General features: G+C 47.7%; 17 protein-coding genes. 2 read left to right on the top strand and 15 right to left on the bottom strand.

The features are described 5' to 3' along the window. Positions 1-14: 14 nt before the first annotated feature. The 14 genes from AC6I8U_RS10740 to AC6I8U_RS10675 all read right to left on the bottom strand — a co-directional run bounded on the left by AC6I8U_RS10740 (position 15) and on the right by AC6I8U_RS10675 (position 18,022). Positions 15-1,448 carry a GumC family protein gene (locus tag AC6I8U_RS10740; protein ID WP_498016849.1) on the bottom strand — a complete coding sequence of 478 codons (1,434 nt, stop codon included), beginning with the start codon at positions 1,446-1,448 and terminating at the stop codon, positions 15-17. Then, positions 1,445-2,566 carry a glycosyltransferase family protein gene (locus AC6I8U_RS10735; protein WP_498016848.1) on the bottom strand — a complete coding sequence of 374 codons (1,122 nt, stop codon included), beginning with the start codon at positions 2,564-2,566 and terminating at the stop codon, positions 1,445-1,447. Before AC6I8U_RS10735 ends, AC6I8U_RS10740 begins: the two co-directional genes overlap by 4 nt. A gap of 10 nt (positions 2,567-2,576) precedes the next feature. After that, on the bottom strand, positions 2,577-3,305 hold the full coding sequence (locus AC6I8U_RS10730) for an acyltransferase (protein WP_498016847.1): 729 nt from the start codon (positions 3,303-3,305) through the stop codon (positions 2,577-2,579). 143 nt (positions 3,306-3,448) lie between these two features. Next, entirely contained in the window at positions 3,449-4,837 is a 1,389-nt protein-coding gene (locus tag AC6I8U_RS10725) for an O-antigen ligase family protein (RefSeq protein ID WP_498016846.1), read from the bottom strand. 159 nt (positions 4,838-4,996) lie between these two features. After that, a complete protein-coding gene (locus tag AC6I8U_RS10720) occupies positions 4,997-6,046 on the bottom strand; it encodes a glycosyltransferase family 4 protein (protein ID WP_498016845.1) in 1,050 nt (349 codons plus the stop codon). Beyond that, positions 6,036-7,544, bottom strand: coding sequence for a sigma-54-dependent transcriptional regulator (locus AC6I8U_RS10715; protein WP_498016844.1), 1,509 nt, complete (start codon positions 7,542-7,544; stop codon positions 6,036-6,038). Before AC6I8U_RS10715 ends, AC6I8U_RS10720 begins: the two co-directional genes overlap by 11 nt. A 115-nt stretch (positions 7,545-7,659) precedes the next feature. Then, positions 7,660-8,379 carry a P-loop NTPase family protein gene (locus AC6I8U_RS10710; protein WP_498016843.1) on the bottom strand — a complete coding sequence of 240 codons (720 nt, stop codon included), beginning with the start codon at positions 8,377-8,379 and terminating at the stop codon, positions 7,660-7,662. Further along, on the bottom strand, positions 8,376-10,478 hold the full coding sequence (locus AC6I8U_RS10705; RefSeq protein ID WP_498016842.1) for an SLBB domain-containing protein: 2,103 nt from the start codon (positions 10,476-10,478) through the stop codon (positions 8,376-8,378). Before AC6I8U_RS10705 ends, AC6I8U_RS10710 begins: the two co-directional genes overlap by 4 nt. Then, positions 10,475-11,305 carry an OmpA family protein gene (locus tag AC6I8U_RS10700; RefSeq protein WP_498016841.1) on the bottom strand — a complete coding sequence of 277 codons (831 nt, stop codon included), beginning with the start codon at positions 11,303-11,305 and terminating at the stop codon, positions 10,475-10,477. The genes AC6I8U_RS10705 and AC6I8U_RS10700 overlap by 4 nt, the downstream gene beginning before the upstream one ends. A 58-nt stretch (positions 11,306-11,363) precedes the next feature. Continuing rightward, entirely contained in the window at positions 11,364-11,696 is a 333-nt protein-coding gene (locus AC6I8U_RS10695; protein ID WP_498016840.1) for an STAS domain-containing protein, read from the bottom strand. Positions 11,697-11,946: 250 nt separating this feature from the next. After that, positions 11,947-12,882: a glycosyltransferase family 2 protein gene (locus AC6I8U_RS10690; protein ID WP_498016839.1), complete on the bottom strand. Its 936-nt coding sequence runs from the start codon at positions 12,880-12,882 to the stop codon at positions 11,947-11,949. Beyond that, positions 12,879-14,282 (bottom strand): lipopolysaccharide biosynthesis protein, encoded by a 1,404-nt coding sequence (locus tag AC6I8U_RS10685; RefSeq protein WP_498016838.1) that lies wholly within the window; start codon positions 14,280-14,282, stop codon positions 12,879-12,881. Before AC6I8U_RS10685 ends, AC6I8U_RS10690 begins: the two co-directional genes overlap by 4 nt. Next, the gene (locus AC6I8U_RS10680; protein WP_498016837.1) at positions 14,279-15,448 is read right to left on the bottom strand and encodes a glycosyltransferase; all 1,170 of its coding nucleotides are present in this window, start codon (positions 15,446-15,448) and stop codon (positions 14,279-14,281) included. Before AC6I8U_RS10680 ends, AC6I8U_RS10685 begins: the two co-directional genes overlap by 4 nt. A gap of 225 nt (positions 15,449-15,673) precedes the next feature. Continuing rightward, a complete protein-coding gene (locus tag AC6I8U_RS10675; RefSeq protein WP_498016836.1) occupies positions 15,674-18,022 on the bottom strand; it encodes a YgiQ family radical SAM protein in 2,349 nt (782 codons plus the stop codon). Between the two features lie 152 nt (positions 18,023-18,174). On the opposite strand from AC6I8U_RS10675, the gene AC6I8U_RS10670 reads away from it, so the two are divergent. Both AC6I8U_RS10670 and AC6I8U_RS10665 read left to right on the top strand, forming a co-directional pair. After that, complete coding sequence (locus AC6I8U_RS10670; RefSeq protein ID WP_234494059.1) at positions 18,175-18,858, top strand: HI_1241 family integral membrane domain; 684 nt, start codon at positions 18,175-18,177, stop codon at positions 18,856-18,858. Positions 18,859-18,935: 77 nt separating this feature from the next. Beyond that, on the top strand, positions 18,936-19,136 hold the full coding sequence (locus tag AC6I8U_RS10665) for a DUF4250 domain-containing protein (protein WP_042474451.1): 201 nt from the start codon (positions 18,936-18,938) through the stop codon (positions 19,134-19,136). A gap of 58 nt (positions 19,137-19,194) precedes the next feature. Here the strand turns inward: AC6I8U_RS10665 and AC6I8U_RS10660 are convergent, their stop codons facing one another. Next, complete coding sequence (locus tag AC6I8U_RS10660) at positions 19,195-19,683, bottom strand: YchJ family metal-binding protein (RefSeq protein WP_498016835.1); 489 nt, start codon at positions 19,681-19,683, stop codon at positions 19,195-19,197. Positions 19,684-19,699 lie beyond the last annotated feature (16 nt).

Here is a 19,699-nt window from a genome sequence, read left to right as displayed (position 1 = left end):
AAATGATTCTCAAATTAGTAATCGGATTGAACAATTCGCGGAATCGCCGTGATGACAGGAGCTTTGGCTGCGGTTTCTAACTGCTGGCGACGACGGACAGTTGTATCGAAGAGCTCGAGAAATATTGCCGTACCGATCCCTAGTGCAATCCCCGCAACTAACCCTAAAACGGCAAAAATAGCCGGTGGCAGATTCGTTGAGCTGCTCGGTGTGAAGGGACGATCGATGACCTTGACGCGCTTATTCTCTTCGAATACACCGAGTGAGCCGGTCAGTTCAGCCATCTCGTATCGCTCTACTAAATCATCGTAGAGTTCTCTTTTAAGGGAAACGTCACGCTGAAGTTGAAGCAGCTGTTTGGCATTGCTACCGTAGTTTTGGGCATTGTCGGTAAGCTCTTTGATCATAGATTCTAGGCTAGCGGTTTCTTGCTTAAGCGACTCGTAACGCCCGCGAACGATTTGTAAGTTTTGTAGTTGAGTGATGAGCAATGGCTGCAGCTCACGGTTGCTGCTGTTGGTTGCGCTAGCGATATCCCAAAGCTGCTCCGAATTGATTCCAGCTTGTTCGCTGTTTAGTAGCACTGCTCGCTCTTGCTCGAGTCGTTTTAGCTCACGAACTTTGGCTTGAACAGCACTGTGAGAGGTTGTGTACTTTGCTTTAAGCAGTGTCAGCTCGCTTCGAATTTCAATAATTTGCTCTTCGAGTCGGCCAACAATTGGGTTGGTTTTCGATAGCTGTTGATCTAGGGTTCCCAAGCTTTTCTCAACCCCGGCTAACTCTGCTTTTTTCTCTGCCAGTTTTTGTTTGAGCTTGGCAAGGCGACTTAAGTTTTCACTTTGCATTTCGGGTGTAGCAGCAGAATGCGCATTGTAGTAATCCGCTAAGGCCTGCTCTGCTTGCTCTAGCGCCTCACGACGCTTATTGATATGAATGGTTAAAAACTCACTGGAGTCGCGAATAGATGAACGCTCGGGTGCGAGCAGTTCTTCGATGAAGTGCACGCTTACTGACTCTAGCAGAGGTTTCATTCCTTCTGGTGATGAGGCAGTGTGCTCAATCTTGATGAAGTCTTTGCCAAGCTGGCTAACAGTTAGGTTAGAGGATATATCGGCGATGACCTTGTCTTGTTCATAGGGACTCATGGTGTCATCAATTAGCGCTAGGTCTTCAGCCACTGACAACAGTACATGGCGGCTGTTGAGTAGGGTTTTAAGTGCTGACAAACGCTCCTTGAGCATGGTTGATACGGCTAAGTCTTCTAAGAACGGGTTCATTTTTGCCGTCTCTTGAATCAGCATGCTGGTATGGGATTTGTACTTTGGCGGCGTCATTGCACCTATTGCGTAGGCGATAATAGGCATAATCAACATGGGAATGACAATGGCGTAGCGACGTCGCCATGCCGCAGTCATTATGATGAGTAGACGCAGTTTTAGATCGCTCATAGAGCCTCCAAATACGTTTCTAGTGCATTGGCGCGGTAGTCCCAACTCTCGTTATCCACCAAGCCTTTTGGTAGCTTTGAATCTGTTGCAGCAAGCGCCTTCAAGGTCGTGACCATCGAAGGGACATCTGAAATGACGTTCACATGCTGTCGGTAGCCATCAAGAGCAGGGAAGTCTGTGGTGACAATAGGACGGCGCGCCGCGAGATACTCTTTGAGTTTTAGTGGGTTGCAGGCCTTGATTTGTTGGTTCAACACAAATGGCAATAAACTCACGGTCCAATGTTGACTGTAACGAGGTAGCTCGTGATGTGGTTTTGGTCCAAGGCAAAAGACGTTGTCTGCCTCGATGATCGGACGTTTTGCTAGCTCACATTGTCCAATGAACACAAAGTCCCAATCTGGCATTGCAGCGATGGTTTGATTGATTAGGTCGTAGTCAAGCCAGTCAGAGAGGCTGCCATAAAACCCCGCAGTTGGTCTTCCTCGATTGGGTAAATCTGACGCGGGTTGAGTGGGACTTGAGAACTGAACACTATCGACACCGTGAGTGAGTAAGCAGGTTTTGTCCAATGGAAACTTACCGTATAGTTTGTCGCTAGCCGTGATTACCAGACTGGCGTGCTCCACTAAGGATTTTTCATGCTCTAAGACCGTCTCGTGATCAACTCCGGCTAATGATCCAAAATCATCGCCGCAATAATAAACAGTTGAGCGCTTATCGAGCAATCTGCAAACATCTGCTGCGGTTGGCAACGATGTCCAAACGATTGGGTCGTGTAAGTTAAGCTTTTCAATCATTGGCCTAAGCTGACGTAGCATGGCTTTGGCTGTGAGTGTTCGAGCCCAATGCGACTTGGGAGCTGGAAACGTTTTAATGGTAGCCACTGTCATTGACGCGGGTTTGATGACCTCGCCCTTTACAAATGTTTGGCTCTTTCCCTTACCGAGCAGCTTATCAAGCGCGCGCTTTGCATCTTTAAGGTTGAAGTTTGGTTTGCGAAGACCGATGGAGTTAATCCACAACACCTGTCTTTTCTTAGCCAGGCGCTTCACTAGGTGCTGGGTACTAGAAGGCAGCGCACCAAAATCTTCACCGAATACAATTAGATCTCTCATAGCTCACGCCTCACTGCTGAATCTGTTTGACAACTTTTGCCGGAGAACCCGCGGCGATGACGTTTGCAGGTAGGTCGTGGGTGACCACGCTACCAGCGGCGACAATGGTTCCTTGACCAATAGTGACGCCAGGTTGAACGGTGACACCTGTCGCGAGCCACACGTCTTTCTCCAGTACAATGTTACCGATTCGATGATCTTCATCCGGTGCACCGAGCGCTCGCTCGCTGGCATTTAGAGGATGACCAGAGTAGCCAAAAAGCTGACAGCGACCGGCGATGCGAACGTTATCTTGAATGTCTACGAGTCCAGCAACGGCGATCGAGACTTGCCAGCCAATATCGACGTTGCTGCCGACTTTTAATGTAGGTTGAATACTTGGGTCAGGGTGAGGGGCGGTGCGAGCACTGAAGGTCGTATGGCCTGAAATCCGACATTCATTACCCAGTGTGATGGCCAGTGGACCGGTAACAAGCGGTAAACCGCTATACAGGTATAGAGAGTGGCCGCAGGCTTCTACTCTTCCTTTGAATGCGGGTGTGTAGATTAGCAGCCTTGAGGTAGTCTCCACGCCCATTCGTAACAGCGTGACAAGACGATAGGCCAGCTTGTTGTAGAAACGAGGTGTTGGCAGTCCCGCCGCTCTCACCTTTTTCAAAAAGACAAAAAGGTTTCTCATTTTAGGATTAGGGTGGCTGCGTAGCCATGATTTAAAATCAAATGATGTGGCAGTACTCATAGCGCTATTCCTTATCGCTGTGTCACAACGTATTGGGTTAACCGGCGTGACAATCAAAGCATGTTTAAGATGTACACCTAGTACTTACAAGAACTGAGCCATAATTTAAGTTTAATAAAAACAATAAGTTATGTTTGTATCTTTTACGTTGACATTGATTTCTCAAATTGAGAAGCGATTTGTGAAACGGCGATGGTCAAAGCCGCAAGGATGTAAATTGGCCAGATAAAGCCTTGAGTAAGAAAGGTGCCTGAGACAAAGGTACCGATGAGGCCGCTGTAGACAGCGAGCGCCATTGCTTTGAGATAAGGGGGAGCATGAGTGTGCTTGTCCACGACGAGTAAGGTTTTTCGTGCGCACTTAAGCAGACTGCATATGAAAATGACAAAAATGATCAGCCCGACAAAGCCTGACTCAGCCAGCACGCCAAACCAAGTACTGTGAACGGCATGATTTAGTCCATCCCAATGGGGGCTGTAGAAGAAGTAGTTGTAGTAGAAGTTATCTAATCCAACACCCAGGAGCGGGTTGTCCAGAGCCATTTTAACCGCGGCTTCCCACGCATAGATGCGTCCCATCGCTGACGCATCTATGCCAGCCTCTGCCGCCCCCCCAGAGGATCGCCCGGAAATCCCGGCCATTGCGTATAAGGCTATGGCAGCTATTGACCCAACGACAAAGAACAGAGTTTTGCTCGGTATGAGTCGCCAAGCGAAGAAGCCAAAAACCGCTAATGCGCCCAACAGGCCCCCTCGGCTTTGCGTCGCCAGCAGTGCCATAAATAGGACGAGTGAAGTTACGATAGCGAGCAAGCGCATAAACCAGCCGATACCACGTGTTGTGGTCATTGCGACGGTAAACGCCATCGGAAACATCAGGACTAGCGCGAGGTCATTTGGGTCGCCGAGCATGGATCCAAAGCTCCTGCCTATCGTTACCCTAGACCCCTCGACAAGGCCAATTCCATTGACTGAGTTGTAGATGGCCATGCAGCCGACAGTGAGACCTGCCACTATAACGAGAAAAGCGAAACGAGAGAGCTCTTTCGACGAGGTTATCAGCCATGAGACGGCGAGCGTCATGATGATGATCTTTATATAGCTACCCGTAAACATGGCGACGGCAACCCCTTTGTTTGAGGCAAAGGGAACACCAATGATGACAATACCCCAGAAAATCAGAAGCCAGGTGTAAGTTGGGTGCCAGTAGAGTTTTATCTTTTGACTAACGAGCGTGTGCCACAGCAAAGCAGACAGTGCACCCGCCGAGAGCATGAGAGGGATCTTCAACGGATAGAGTACCGGGAAGACCTCGTGAATTCGAAAGAAAGAAAACACAATAAAGAGAGTGACCAGCCAAAAGGTTTGACTCAGTACTACGAGTATTCCTATTGGCAGTAGCGCAATGACGATGCCGACGACTGGGTGAGGTACAAACAGCCAAATCGCTCCCACTAAAACGCACAAGCTCAGACTCAGCAAGATGTGTTTGCTGTGCTTGGTTTGATGTTGCTGTGCGGGAGAGTAGTGCATCGACTTTACCAATCTCTGTTTCAGTAGGTAAAGAAGGAGCAATTAGAGTGCCAAACTTAACTAAATTCTAAGTGATTGTTATTTAATATTTTTTTATTCAGTAATATCTGGTTTCTCAATATGAGAATCAAATTGTGGACTGGTCTTGAGAGACTGTAGCTAGCCGGTAATACCATAAATATCTAGCATGGTCGGAATAACCACCTCTGTTGAGTAATTGAGTTCGATGGTTTGTTGAGCTTGATACTTGATCTGTGCTCTTTTTGAATCAGAAAGCGTAAACCACTCATTTAAAATGGAAACCATCTCTTGTTGATCAGAGGCTATCCATCCATTGCTGCCGCTATCAATGACATTGGGTAACTCGCCGAGCTCAAAGCTGATAACGGGTATGCCTCGCGACATAGCTTCAAGGGCTGCCATCGGTAATCCCTCATAGCGGGAAGTAATTAACAATAAATCGACGTTCGACCAAACTTTGTTCATATTATTTTGATGACCATGAAATTGGATATTGTCACCGGCTTGTTGTTGAAGTGATGACTCTAAAGGCCCCGAACCATAGATATGAAACTGACGTTCTGGAAAATGTTGGGCGATCTTAACAAAGGTGTCCGGTCCCTTCTCCTCACTGAGTCGACCAACGAAGGCAACGTTTCGCTCGCTGATGCTGACTAATTCGGCTCTGGGGACGAAGTTCTTAACCAAAACACTTGAGTAGGGAACCTTAGATTGAATGGCGCGACTGACACATACTCGTTGCTCACTAAGAAAGGCACTAAAACGGTCGATTGCATCATAAATTCTGACGCGACCTGTTGGTGTTTCACCAGCATGGAAACTGGACACAAGACGTATCGAGTCCGTGCCTCCAATAAGACGAGTGAATCTCAGCATTAAATTGGCTTTGTAACCATGCGCATGGATAACGCTTGGGATACGGTCTTGCTGCTTTGAAGCGGCAATGGCCTCTCGTAGTCGAAACATTGCGGAGACGTTGCCATATTCACCGCTAAGTGTCATGGTTTGAATTTTCTCGCCCTGCAACGCTGCTACAAGAGGGGCTGCCGGGGTGTATTCGGTCGAAAATACCACGGTGACTTGGTAGTTGTGTGCTACCAAGCCTTTGGCCAGCTCCAACACGTGCGTTTCTATACCGCCAAATGAGCGACTGTCCAAAAGTAGCCATATCACAGGGCTAAGAGGCACTGTCTTCTGCCTCCCAAGCTTGTTTTTTGCGATAGACGGTAGAAGGGCTGAGCTCCAATAATACCGCCGCATTGAGAACATTGCCGTCGCAGTAATCAATAGCTTGCTGGATAGCTTCGCGCTCAATTTGCCACATTGGACGAATAGAGGTTGGCCTTTCGCTGTCTGGGTTTATGGACATGCTAGGTTCTAACAAAGATGAATCGCTGCTGGTTGTTGTCACAGGCTGAGACGGTTCCGCGATTGTCTGTTGCGCAGCATTAGGCTCTTGAACCACCGAAAGTACGCGAGTATTCACGGAACTCGCTGGTGGAGCACTTTTCTGAGTTGAAGCCATTACCTCTGGTGGAAGGTGTTGCGAACCCAATGATTTCTCATCGTTAAGCACGACAATATTGCGAATAATGTTTTGCAACTGACGTACGTTTCCTGGCCATGCATATCGCTTAAGAAGGCGCTGTGCATCTTTCGATATCGACTCAAATTTACGACCATCTTGCTTTGAATAGATTCGAAGAAAGTGCTCAGCCAAAGTCACGATGTCACCATCACGATCTCTAAGAGGTGGCATATGGATTGGGACCACATGCACGCGATAATAGAGATCTTCTCTGAATCGTCCTTCTTGCACTTCTAGTAACGGATCTCGGTTGGTTGCGCAAATGATGCGGACATCAACCTTCTGCTCTTTGGTTGCGCCTAACGGGGTGAAAGTACCTGTCTGTAAGAAGCGTAGTAACTTCTTCTGCATTTCTAAGTCCATTTCGCAAAGCTCATCGAGAAATAAGGTTCCCCCATCGGCTAGAGATGCGGCGCCTTTTCGGTCGGTCGCAGCGCCGGTGAAGGCGCCTTTAACATGTCCGAAAACTTCACTTTCCATGAGGTCTTTTGGAATGGCGCCACAGTTAATGGCGACAAATGCCTTATCCTTGCGATTACTCTCGTTGTGAATCGCATTGGCACAAACTTCTTTACCCGTGCCGCTTTCACCAATAATGAACACACTGGCATTGGTATTGGAGACAGCATCGATGATCTTGTAGACCCCCTGCATAGGAATGCTAGCACCAATAAAGTCGTGAAAGCGCTCGCGATCCATCTTTTGCTGAATATCATCGAGCATGGTTTCTAGCTCAGCTTGCTTGAGATGAATCCGAATTGAGGTTTTGAGTCTATCCGCGCGGATTGGTTTTTCTAGGAAGTCTTTCGCCCCTTTTTGAATTAGGGTGACGGCAATATCTACGCTGCCATGGGCGGTAACCACGACGACAGGAATACTAATATTTTTGAGTTCTAGCCATTCTAAGATCTCGTCTCCCTGCATGTCTGGAAGTTGGAGATCAAGAATAATCAACGACGGGATAGTACGTTCAAGTATGCGCTTCGCCTCTGCACCAGTGGCGGCATGAAGCAAGTCAAAAGGCTCGTTCTTCAAGTATTGCTTGTAGAGGACGGCGAGTGAAGAGGAGTCCTCCACCAAGAGTACTTTGGGTGTCATACTTACAATCCTTTGTTAGTTTTCTCACTATAAACTAAAGGATAGTACAGAATGGGCTGCGAGTTAAAAACAATCGCGATAACACACTGAATAATAACAACTTGGCTCACGGTTCTTAGATCGATTGCGATAAGAACGAGTTGTTGCGTATTTTGCTCTTCATCCAACCAGTGATGCGATCAGGCATCCATGACAGTCTGTCTATTTCGCGACAAATTTCGTTTGCCAGCGACGGTTGGTCTCGACAGTTTAAGACTGAGCCAAGAAGGTTAGTGGATGTTCCCTCATTGAGCTGTTGGGTTGCTTCTTCTACCTGATTAGTCATTGTGATACCACTTAACACCACCAGAAATGTGCCATCACAGGCGTTTGCTACGACAGGAGCTGGGATGTTGTTATGGTTTACGTTCAAAAGAGGTGAGGTATCGAATACGATACGATCATAGTCCTCTAACCAGTGATAGATAATCTCACTGAGTTGACGCGGGTCTTTGAATTGAAGGCGAGTCTTGGGGTCGTTGGGAACACTAATACCCAAAAATACCTTTGGCGAGATGTCTGCGCTATTTTGCTCACACAACAATTGTGTTTCTAAACCATTCCTTTCCTCAGTGTCAGAGAAGCTAAGAGGCGCTAAACCTGGTCGGTATAAATTAAGGTCGACTAATAAGGTCTTATAGCCAGCGAGTAAATAACGCTCAGTCAAGGCTTTAGCAAGGGCTGTGGTGCCTTCACCGCTATTACAGGCCGTCATGCAGACCGTACGACACTGCTGTAATTCTGCCTTTAGGTAGAGCTCTTCAATTTCAGCATGGGTTGCAGGAATCGTCATCATAAGGCTCCTATAATGGCAATCGTCGAGACAATGCGGAACACATCGGTGAGTCCCAGTCGTGCTTGCTCAGCAAAACTATTACGACGATCTGGTACATAAATCGTATCGCCCGCTCGAAGCACAGGCAGCATTCTTATATCCGCGGTTTTACTAAATTCAACCAAGTCGAAGGTACGTGCCTGCCCTTGGCAGCAAGACATATTAACGACGCTTATCTTCTTGACGTACGCGCGGTCATCAGGACCACCCGCTACCGCTAAGATATCCAAAATGGTCATGGTGTCATTAAAGACATAGCGACCCGGATTTTTAACGGCGCCAAGAACACGAACTGTTTTCTCTTTAGGGCTGTCTAACCAGTTTTTATTTTTTTCAGGAATGTAGATGGTGTCACCAGGCTTGACCAAGGGAAGGATACTCTCATCACCGGTTTCGAAATACATCGATAGATTGAGTTTACTTACTTTGGCATAAGGCTTGTCACGATGCGTCACTCGGATGTTGTGGATGTCTGCATCTTTAGTTGGACCATCCGCGGCAGACAAAATATCAAGGAAGTGCATTTCGTCGGTAAATCGATAGCGACCTGGCGCTTTGACTTGTCCAAAAACATAAATTGATGCATCCGAACTCTGTCTCACCCACTGCGATTTGTTATCACTCGGGTCTTGAGGTAGATCATGTACTCGAATAACGGTGCCGGCTTGCACGAGTGGCAGTTCTGATTGGGGCGCCCCGTTTTTGATGAACTCATCAAGGTTGAACACGACGGTATTTTGGCCGTTCGCTACCTCAATCTTAGAGGTGTCTGCTCGACCTTTTGGCCCGCCGACGTGCGCTAGCAGATCCATAAAATCCATTTCGTCTGACCACTCTATACGGCCTGGACGTTCAACTTCGCCGATGACATTTACGGCTCGGTCAGGGGAGATCTTCAGCCACGATTTTTCATTAATGTCCGTCTTTTCAGGAACAAAAATGGCGTCTCCAGCTTCAATAGCAGGTGCAGAAGAGCGACTAAGTCCCTCTGTATACGCTGTCATATCGAAAGGAATAACAGTACCATCTGATTTGATCACTCTTATTTGTCTCGATTCGGCAAAGCGAGTAGGACCGCCTGCATTGGCGAGAATATCCATAAAAGTCGCCCCCGGTTTTCCTTCAAAAGCGCCCGGCGCTGCTACTTCACCCATGACATAAACGGTGTTTGATCCAGATTTGATCTCTTCTTCTTGTTTTGGGACAAAGATAGTCGCACCAGGCTGAAGAGGAGGTAGCAGTGATGCATCACCGCTGTCTAAATAACGTTTGAGGTTGAACAAGATTGGTGTGTTGTTGCTGATAACGCGGATCTGCTCCACGGCTGCATAGCGAGTCACACCGCCCGCTCGCATGACCACATCAACCAGGTCAGTGTTTTCTTTGTATGAGAACGAACCGGGTGCATTAACCTCACCAAATACCTTGATCGCTTGTCTTGCATCGGCGCTGTCACCCGAGTCGGCAAGTTTAGCTGCATCAAACTCCTGTTCTATGTTCCCGACTAGGGGAGAGGCAGGAACAAACAGAATGTCGAGAGATTGTAGGGTAGGCAGCCCGTCGTCATCACCTGAATCAAGGAAGCGCTTGTAATCAAATTCTGTACGGTCAGCGCCGCGACGGTGGAGCATCTTGTTGAGCTGAGCACCCGCGCGTAATCCTCCAGCCGCTTGAAGTGCCATTTGGACATTCGCATTGTATGGAATCGTATACTCGCCTGGCGCTTTTACGTAACCTTGAACTGAGATGAGGATCTGCCTCTCAGCGATGAACACTTTTATGTTACTGGTGTCTCGGAACACTTGGCTAAGCGCTTGAGTAACTGTTGTCTTCAATTGTTCTTCATCATAGCCAGCAACGAATACCTGTCCCACCTCAGGCAAATTGATTCGTCCTCTTTTGTCGACTTGAAAGCCACGGTTAAGGCTCGATTCTCCCGGCAAATCGACCTGGATAAGGTCACCGACTTGTACGGTCTTGTCCTGAGCAATGCCATGAGGCGACAGTGACAAAGAAATAAGTGTCAGTGTTAGGGTGAAGATAAGCGATATCCATTTCATTGCTCCACTCCTTGGTTTGCTGTGCTGTGTCCATCCGCGATAACATCAATGCTGACTCGACGGTTAGTGAGCATTACGCCAGGCGTATTACCCTCGTAAAGAGGCAGCTCTTCCCCAAGCGAGTGGGTATCAATTCTGTTTGGTGCTAAGCCAAATATGGTTAGATAGCGTTTGACTTGTTGAGCTCGCCCTTTGGCAATTCGCTCATTGTATTCTTTGCCCCCACTGGCATCAGCATGTCCTGTGACCGAGAGACGAATCTCCGGGTAAGGTTTCAACAGGTTAGCCGCTTCAGCGAGATGTCCCATGTATTTAGGGTTTACTTCAATAGAGTCGAACGCGAACTGATTATCGACATTAAGTAGGTTGTAGACTTTCTCTACAATCGACATTTGTTTTTCAAACTCAGTTCGATTTGTTGGTGGAGCACAGGTTGCCTGAGTTAACACGTAGTCTAATCTGAGTTCGAGATCGTTAAGTTTTTTTCTCTGAATGACGATGTCGTTCGCTGCGTCAATCCAGAGTCCGCCTTCAAGTTCTCGTGCGATTCGATCTTGACGTTGCTGGGCTTGTAGTACCGCAGCAGGGAAACACCATGGTGCGCCCTCTTGGATAAGCGCATCCAAATGAAGCTTGGTCAGCTTCCAATCGAATCGTAAACCGTGTTCAGGTCCAAGTGGTTCGTCTGGCATGACAGGGGAAAAATCAGAACCAGTATACTGCTCAGCGATGCCTCCTGACCCGTTTTCAGGGTAGCTGGTACAAGCCAAAAGAAGGCTCGCTGAAAGACAAGTTATAATGCTTTTTACACCCAAGTTTACATCCATGCAGTTACCACCTATTTGCCAACATCATTTTGTGTTTGTAAGCGTTCTTTTGTTGCGATTATAAATACTCGTTACTGGCATGTGTGTTCACTGGGATAGCCTGTCCAATTCGTAGTAACTTTATGATTTGTAGGGGCTGTCCAGTGACATTCTCTAGACGCATCTTGCGCTCGCGTTCAACCAGTCGCTTATACAAATAAACAATAGCACCGATGCCTGAAGAATCCATAAAGCGCACTTCCTCTAGGTCGATTTCGATCTCTGAATGCTGATCATTGTGAATGATGTCATCAATTTCTGGTTGAGCATTGCGACTGCCTCGCGCGTCGAAATCACCATAAACTTTTACTTGAAGGGTGTGGTTGCTCATTTCTGCTCTTAGTAGTTCCATGACCGTGTCCTCTTTGTGTTTCAAGACAATTAATGTCTCAATTTAGGTGTCACAGAATAGATTGCAGATAGCGTGCCAAAAATAATCTCTCTTAATAACAATAGTTTATATTTGGTCTGAGGAGGTTTTTTCAAAATGAAGAGGGGTTTCTCATATTGAGAATCAACGAGGCTAATACTCGAAAGCACGGCACCATTCTCAAAATGAAAGTGGATTCAAAATGATCGTGGTGCCGGAACGCCGAGGATAGCTAGACACATAGGGCAGTCTTCATCATCGCCTTAAAGCGTCGGGCATTTGGAAACGCAGCAAAGGTCTGGACGTGGATGATGTTTCTTTTTAGGTAGCCGAGATTTGCGCTGGCGTGTTCGCACAATGCGTCCATCAGCCTTGCATCAACAAAACGCTTAGAGTTCGCGCACTGCTGCTGCGCGTGATGTTCGTATCGAGCCGCAATGGTCTTCATGGCCGCTATGCGTTTTTCGACATTTGAAGAAACGCTTCCTGCTCGCATTAAATAGTACATTCTAATTTCAGTAGTAAAGGCGACGTCACCTGCTGTACTCAACTTGAGCCATAAGTCCCAGTCACTAGCGCTAGGTAGCTCGGTATCGAATCCTTCAACGTCAAGATAGACATCGCGGCGGCACATAACGGATGACGTTCCGACAATGTTTTCTTTGAACAGTGCAGCGCTTGCATGGCTAACGACTTGGTAGCCTTTAGTTGGCGCTTGGTTATCGAGATAACGTTTAAAATCGGGCCAGTAATCGAAACATGGAATGATTTCTCTATCTTGCTCATCGATGTGCTGGTAGTTGGTAAAGCTCATCACGCAGTTTTTGTTGGCGCGCATAAATGCTACTTGCTCAGCAAGTTTACTATGAGTCCAGGTATCGTCAGCATCGAGAAAGGCGATGTAATCTCCTTTTGCCTGGCGTACGGCTAGATTTCTTGCTGCACCAGGACCAATTCGGTCGCTATGCCAAACAGAGACGTAAGGTCTTAATGCTGCAAGCTCAGCCAGATATTCCCGAGAGCCATCGGTTGAACCATCGTCGACAAAGATTATCTCGTAGTCGACAAAGGTTTGTTGTTCGATGCTTTGCAAGCATTGGGGTAAATAATCCAAGCAGTTGAAGTTTGGAATCACAATACTGACTAACGGTAGATGTTGGCTGTTCATTGTTTCGCTCCTAGAATCGATTCATTTGCTTTGCTGTTGTGTAACCAGTAGTGGCCCATCCAGCCTGCGATGAAGAGGGATTGAGTTGCCCAGCCGATCAGCAGGGCAGTGTATGTGAAGGTACTTACGATGATGCACCCAACCGCCCAACAGATGTGAGCGATTAAGGGCAAGTAATGATGTGGTAGTGCAATGCGTTTTTGGCTTGCACGGTCAAAAAGCACGGCGCGTAATGCGTAGACAGTGATAAACGCGCCAACAACACCTGCTAACCCATAGGTCAAGCTGGCCACTAAAAAGAGAGCAAGCGCAGTGATGGCGATGATGATGTTAATGTTCAACACGACTCTAGGCTGTTTCTCGACATAGCAGCCCGTAGTTAAGATGTGAGAAAGTTGCTTGAACGCGATGCCTAATGCAAGCCAAGGTATCCAGGTAGCAGCCTCGGAATAGCGAGTTGGAAACCACCACTCAATGATCAACGGAGCGACGACCGAAAGGCCAACGGCACAAAAAAGGGTCGCATGGCTTAAAGTCTCTGCAATACGTGCAGTCGTTTGTTTTCCGTTCGGTTGGTTGAGTATCTGAAATCGCTTTGGATACCACCAGAGCGCGAGAGGCTCACACACAAACACAATGATGAGTGCAAATTGCATTGCGAGCGCATAAATCGCGAGTGACTCCAAGCCGATAGTCGCAGCCAGTATCCAGCGCTCAGCGCCAGCAGCGATGAAAAGTAAGATACCCGATGCGACGATCGGTACCCCGTAACGGCGCATATCTTTGGCAACTGCCGCGTCCCATTGAAACGGGAGCTGGCGCCATTGGCGGTAGAGTAGGCTGCACGATAAATACAACGCAGAGAGTAACCCCGACAGCAATATGCCTGTCACCCCAAATCCTTGCTGTAGAAACCAATAAGTGAGTACGGCTTGCAGTACGGCTTTACTGCTGGTCATCAAGAAGAATGAGCGGGCGTCATCAATCAGACGAAGCCATGTCAGTGGAATGTTGAAGGCTGCACTGACAATGAGAGTACTCATGACCAAGCCGAGATCAAGTATGCTTATCTCCGGCCAGAATACGCATACCGCAACGCCAAGCGGCAGCGAGGCGAGCAAGGCAAAGGCGGCAAGGATAAGTTGCTGTAATGTAGCTGTTGAGTTGAGGGTATTGAAGGCATCGCCCTTCGACTCGCCAGCTTGCTTGTAAAGAGCTTCTATTAAGCCGAAGCCCAATAGGATGCTACCTATATTAAGCAGCGATACCCATAGATCTAAGCGTCCATACTCATCGGTCGAAAGCGAGGCGGTGATAAAAGGAAGCATGACAAATGACACGCCTTTCATTAAAACCAGTCCAGCGGCGTAATAAACGGATTGTTTGAATGCAATGTTCATTGCGCAGCTCCTCGAATAGCAGAAGAGAGTTTTTGGGCGCTAGAGTGGGCACTGAAATAGGTTTCTACACGTTCTCTTGCTCGCTTAAGTTGAGCGAGTCTTTGCTGCGAAGGTTGCTGGTTAATTTGGGAAATAGCGTCGCTTAGCGCCTGTATATCGTGGGGAGAAAAAAGGAGGCCAGTATCAGGTGATATCATCTCTTTACAGCCCATAAAATCGCTGCTGACTACGGGAAGACCCAGCGCCATTGCTTCTTTGACCACTACCGGGCCAGTATCTCTATCGCCATTTTTTGCTTCGCAGAACGGCGTGCAGAGCGCCAGATATTGGTTAGCGTGATCAATGATCCATTCAGAAGGTTGGCTACCAAGAAAACTCACCTGATCGTTAAGGTTGAGTTGTTTGGTAAGCGTGAGTAACTCATGCTTTTGCTCACCATCGCCAACTAGATCTAAACTTGGCCTTGATTCTTCTGGTATTAAACTCAAAGCGTAGAGTAGGTCAGTGAGCCCTTTCTTTTCAGTCAGACGGCCAATAAATAGCAGCTTACCGTTGTGACTTAAAGTGGGGTTGAAAGGGTAGCGCGCTAGGTCGATACCACACTCGACGAGATGCACTTTCTTACTTTGGTTCAGTGTTTGAAACTTGGATTGCATCTCCTTGCAAACCGCAACCGAGAAAGAAACATTGGAGAGTTTTAGCGCTAAATCGGCAGGATGCGAATAGACATCATAGCCGTGCCCAACGAAAGAGACGTTGCACCCTGTGAGTTTAGCGGCAGCGATAGCCGTTGCCGCCGTGTGCAAAGCGAAATGAGCATGTAGATGATGACATTTCGTAGTGCGTGCTGAAGCGGCTAATTGTCCCGTGCTACGAATAAGTGACTTTTTAGGTAAGTTTTTTTGGCGCATGATGAAGGAGAGCGCCTTGATGCTTCTTACTGGGTTTTTAAGCCATTCGACCATGGCATGTTTCGTAGAGACAGCGCTCAACTCAGTGGCACTGCGCGCTAGTTCATCGTCAATGGGCTGTCCACCATTGGGGTTTAATCTAAACGCCATCGGTTGGATCGAATGCCCAAGCGCTTTCATCGCCCGAATCTCCGTTCCGACAAAGGTTTCCGATAGAACGGGGAAGTCACTAAGTACGTAGCCAATTTGAGACATGGTGGCGCTCCAGTAAAACTAAGGTGCTAGAGTTATTGCAACCGTCATGCCTAAAAATAAAATCAATATATACAACGAGTTAACGTTTTATGGGTGGGTGATGTCGCGTCTTTTTCATTTTGACAATCAATTTGGAAGGGCATTAAGGAAAGAATTAAGAAGCAAAAAAAAGCGCACTAGGTTGGTTAACCGAGTGCGCTATAGAAATGACGCTATGAAGCTAGCTTACGACTGACGAGAGCGTCGCTTCGGAGCGCCTTTTGAGCCAGATTTATTACCAGGACGTTGGCCAGCAGGCTTGCCATTACTAGGGCGATGGTTAGATGGCTTGCCCGAATGGTTTCCTTGCTGTCCAGCGCCTTGTTGACCCGGAGATGACTTTCCTGCTCCAGGTTTTCCACTGTTATGTCCAGGTTTACCTGAGCGCTGACCTTGTTTACCACGACGCTGACCATCGGTACGAATGTCTGGTTGCCCTTTAGTGTGCTTAGTCGCAAAACGATTTGCGCCATGACGACCGGATTTGCGTCTTTGCGCAGGCGTGCGTGCATCAAGATCTTCTGCAGGGACGAGGCAGCCCGGTTTGTCACCGATAAGGTATTGCTTGCCCATGTTTACGAGCGCTTCTCGGATAAGTGGCCAGTTGTCGGGATCATGATAGCGCAGTAGCGCTTTGTGTAGCCTACGTTGACGATCACCTTTAGCAACCGGTAAGTCTTCGCGTTTTTTATATTTTACGCGCTTGAGCGGGTTGGTCTCAGAGTAATACATCGAGGTCGCATTACACATCGGCGATGGGTAGAAGTTCTGAACCTGGTCGCACTCAAAGTTATTCTTCTTTAACCACAACGCAAGATTGAGCATGTCCTCATCTTCGGTACCCGGGTGAGCGGATATGAAGTAAGGGATCAAGTACTGTTTCTTGCCAGCTTCAGCACTGTATTTCTCGAACATCTCTTTGAAGCGATCGTAGGTACCCATACCCGGCTTCATCATCAAATCGAGTGGACCTTTCTCTGTGTGCTCAGGAGCAATCTTCAAATAGCCACCGACATGGTGAGTGACCAACTCGCGAACATACTCTGGTGACTCGATCGCAAGATCGTAGCGAACGCCAGAGGCGATCATGACCTTCTTCACGCCTTTTACTTTACGCGCAGCGCGGTAAAGGTCGATGGTATGTTTGTGGTCGGTATTGAGCTTGTTGCAGATACCTGGGAACACACAAGAAGGTCGGCGGCAATTGGCTTCTGCTTTTGGATCTGAACAACCGAGACGATACATGTTTGCCGTTGGTCCGCCCAAGTCGGAAATTGTACCTGTAAAACCAGGTACCTTGTCGCGGATCTCTTCTAGCTCGCCAATGATCGACTCTTGCGACCGGTTTTGAATAATACGACCTTCGTGCTCAGTAATAGAACAGAACGAGCAGCCACCAAAACAACCTCGCATAATGTTTACCGAGGTCTTGATCATGTCGTAAGCTGGAATTTTTGCTTTACCGTACATAGGGTGCGGCACACGCGCATATGGCAGACCAAATACATAGTCCATCTCCTCTGTACTAAGAGGAATCGGCGCTTGGTTTACCCAAAGCTCACGGTCACCATGACGCTGGATCAGCGCTCGCCCAGAATAAGGGTTAGTCTCAAGGTGCATCACGCGGCTTGCGTGAGCATAAAGAATTCTGTCGTTGTTCAGCTTCTCGAACGGCGGTAAGCGCACAGCGGTAGTCGCAGCATCGTGTCGTGAAGGACGAATGGTGATTGGCTTCGCTTCTGGTGCAGACTCGGTTTTGTTGGTGTCGCAGTTCGACTCGACCTCATAAGGGTTTTGCGGAACAAACGCTTTACCCGGCTTCTCGATGCGAGATGAGTCGATGACGCGGTAGTGTTCAGGTGCCGCTGGCAGATTGACGGCGGTACCACGAATATCAGTCATAGTGCGGATATCTTCACCGTCTGCGAGGCGATGTGCGACTTCGACCAGTGCACGCTCTGCATTACCAAATAGCAGAATGTCTGCTTTGGCATCAAAGAGTACAGATCGACGAACTTTATCTGACCAGTAGTCATAGTGGGCGATGCGGCGAAGGCTCGCCTCAATACCACCCAGAACAATAGGTGTACCTTTGTAGGCTTCGCGGCAACGCTGTGAATAGACGAGAGTCGCGCGGTCGGGACGTTTACCACCTTCATTGTTAGGGGTGTAAGCATCGTCGTGACGCAATTTGCGATCAGCGGTGTAACGGTTGATCATAGAGTCCATGTTGCCCGCGGTGATCCCGAAGAACAAATTTGGTTTCCCTAGCGTCATGAAGTCGTTTTTATTACTCCAATCTGGCTGGGCAATAATACCAACACGAAAGCCTTGCGCTTCAAGCAGTCGACCAATGATAGCCATACCAAAACTCGGGTGGTCAACATAAGCATCACCTGTAACGATGATGATGTCACAGCTATCCCATCCAAGGGCGTCCATCTCTTTTCTGCTAGTTGGCAAAAAAGGAGCGGTACCGAAGCATTCAGCCCAGTATTTTTTGTGCTCATGGATTGGGTTAACGTCGTTGTACATATTTTGACCTCTGGTTTTGGAGGCGGGCATTATATACTTCAATTCCAGTGACTTCAAAGCCCAAACAAATTGTGGGTATTACGACTGGATAGCATTCCTTCTTGAGCTGATATATCATCAGCGCCAATGTTTTTTGCAATGACACCACATCCATGATTACAGCAGTTTTGACTCTTCTCGCTCCTGCCTTAGCGGTTGCGATGCTTGTCCTTACCCTTATTTTAGCAAAGGGCGATATTTGTCCGGGTCAAAGAGGACGTATCCACAAGCTTCTTCCTGCCATTGGCATACTTTGGCTGGCGATTGCGTCACTTAAAGTCGAAGCGTTTTTGGTGGTGTTTGCTATTTTTTATTTTTACTCCAAGGTTCAGACTGGCAAGACGCGTCAACAGGGGCCGTTTTGGGTTTTACATTTAGCCAATGGTTTGGCGGGCTCGTTTGCCGCCATTATCGTGGTCCAGCAGCCCAATTTAGCGCAGTCATTATCGCTAGCTTGTGCGGGGTTACTATTAGGCACAGCCTTTTCACACCTATTGTTGACCATCGCCAAAACTCGTCTTCAGGCGTTTCACCGAATTCTGCCAGTTGCGGGCGTGGTTTTTGCTATGCTGCTCGCCCTGAGCTTTGTATTTAATGCCTATCAATGGGAGCCGAACATTGTCGCTGAGTACACGCCTGCTGTGATCAGTTCATTAGTGATGTTAATGCTAGGTGTGGTGATTTGGAGTTGGCATATCATTAAACACAGTACACCGGCGAAAGGTCAGCTAGTGGTGGCCTTCTTAAGCTTAATGGTGACCAATGTAGGTTTGCTACAGCTATATTGGCTTGCCTAATTTGCAAACCAAATCACTTTCTATTCCGTAATTAACAGCTAGTCTTTAAAGGCTAGCTTTTTTTATGGAGTACGATTATGGATCTAAGTAATGCGAGCCGTTTTGACAGTATTATTTTGCTTGGTATCGTCAACGAAAAGTTGCGTTTAGAATGTGACTCGTTTGAAGAGTTGGTGAGCATGTATGAAATGGATGTAGAAGGCGTGGTCGGTAAACTCGATATGTTGGGCTACCAATATGATCCTCTCACCAATCAATTTAAAGCTTACGAGCGCTAAAACCAGATACCACTAAAAAAGGTCGCAATGAGCGACCTTTTTCAATTAACGACTGTACTCAACCGCAGCACTTTTTGTGCTTCTTGCCGCTTCCGCAGGGGCAAGGGTCATTTCTACCCACCTTGCTGGATTCAGCGGTCAACTGCTTCGGGGGTATGGAGTCGTCGATCTCCCCATCGACATAAAACCACTGTCCGTTTTCAAACAGGAAACGAGAACGCTCTGCAAGACAGTACTCCATGCCGTTTTCACGCAGGAAGGCGCGAAAGCTCACATAGCCTTCGTTCTCGTGAAGTCCATCTTCGCTGTTAATGACTTCGAGTCTTGCCCAGTCACTGTTGACGGAATCCGCGATGGCTTGTCGGTCTTGTTCGGCGTTGCAGCTTGGGTGATAGGTAGCGACGACAAAATCAACATTCTTGGTAAGGTGAGCGCTATAGCGAGCGCGCATAAGTTGCTCTGGCTTTTTAGCGAGAGTGACATCGTTGTGTATAGGTTGGCAGCATTCTTGATAATTCAAGTTGCTGCCACAGTAACATGGCTTCATGGTAGGTCTAGAATCA

It is taken from the genome of Vibrio sp. KUL80 (genome assembly GCF_059725495.1).
Note: the sequence above shows the minus strand (reverse complement) of the source record. Positions and strands in the feature narration are given on the sequence as shown.

Coding starts and splice junctions, on each gene's coding strand:
- AC6I8U_RS10740 (WP_498016849.1), bottom strand. CDS start 1,448: ATGAGCGATCTAAAACTGCGTCTACTCATCATAATGACTGCGGCATGG.
- AC6I8U_RS10735 (WP_498016848.1), bottom strand. CDS start 2,566: ATGAGAGATCTAATTGTATTCGGTGAAGATTTTGGTGCGCTGCCTTCT.
- AC6I8U_RS10730 (WP_498016847.1), bottom strand. CDS start 3,305: ATGAGTACTGCCACATCATTTGATTTTAAATCATGGCTACGCAGCCAC.
- AC6I8U_RS10725 (WP_498016846.1), bottom strand. CDS start 4,837: ATGCACTACTCTCCCGCACAGCAACATCAAACCAAGCACAGCAAACAC.
- AC6I8U_RS10715 (WP_498016844.1), bottom strand. CDS start 7,544: ATGACACCCAAAGTACTCTTGGTGGAGGACTCCTCTTCACTCGCCGTC.
- AC6I8U_RS10710 (WP_498016843.1), bottom strand. CDS start 8,379: ATGATGACGATTCCTGCAACCCATGCTGAAATTGAAGAGCTCTACCTA.
- AC6I8U_RS10705 (WP_498016842.1), bottom strand. CDS start 10,478: ATGAAATGGATATCGCTTATCTTCACCCTAACACTGACACTTATTTCT.
- AC6I8U_RS10700 (WP_498016841.1), bottom strand. CDS start 11,305: ATGGATGTAAACTTGGGTGTAAAAAGCATTATAACTTGTCTTTCAGCG.
- AC6I8U_RS10695 (WP_498016840.1), bottom strand. CDS start 11,696: ATGGAACTACTAAGAGCAGAAATGAGCAACCACACCCTTCAAGTAAAA.
- AC6I8U_RS10690 (WP_498016839.1), bottom strand. CDS start 12,882: ATGAACAGCCAACATCTACCGTTAGTCAGTATTGTGATTCCAAACTTC.
- AC6I8U_RS10685 (WP_498016838.1), bottom strand. CDS start 14,282: ATGAACATTGCATTCAAACAATCCGTTTATTACGCCGCTGGACTGGTT.
- AC6I8U_RS10680 (WP_498016837.1), bottom strand. CDS start 15,448: ATGTCTCAAATTGGCTACGTACTTAGTGACTTCCCCGTTCTATCGGAA.
- AC6I8U_RS10675 (WP_498016836.1), bottom strand. CDS start 18,022: ATGTACAACGACGTTAACCCAATCCATGAGCACAAAAAATACTGGGCT.
- AC6I8U_RS10670 (WP_234494059.1), top strand. CDS start 18,175: ATGATTACAGCAGTTTTGACTCTTCTCGCTCCTGCCTTAGCGGTTGCG.
- AC6I8U_RS10665 (WP_042474451.1), top strand. CDS start 18,936: ATGGATCTAAGTAATGCGAGCCGTTTTGACAGTATTATTTTGCTTGGT.
- AC6I8U_RS10660 (WP_498016835.1), bottom strand. CDS start 19,683: ATGAAGCCATGTTACTGTGGCAGCAACTTGAATTATCAAGAATGCTGC.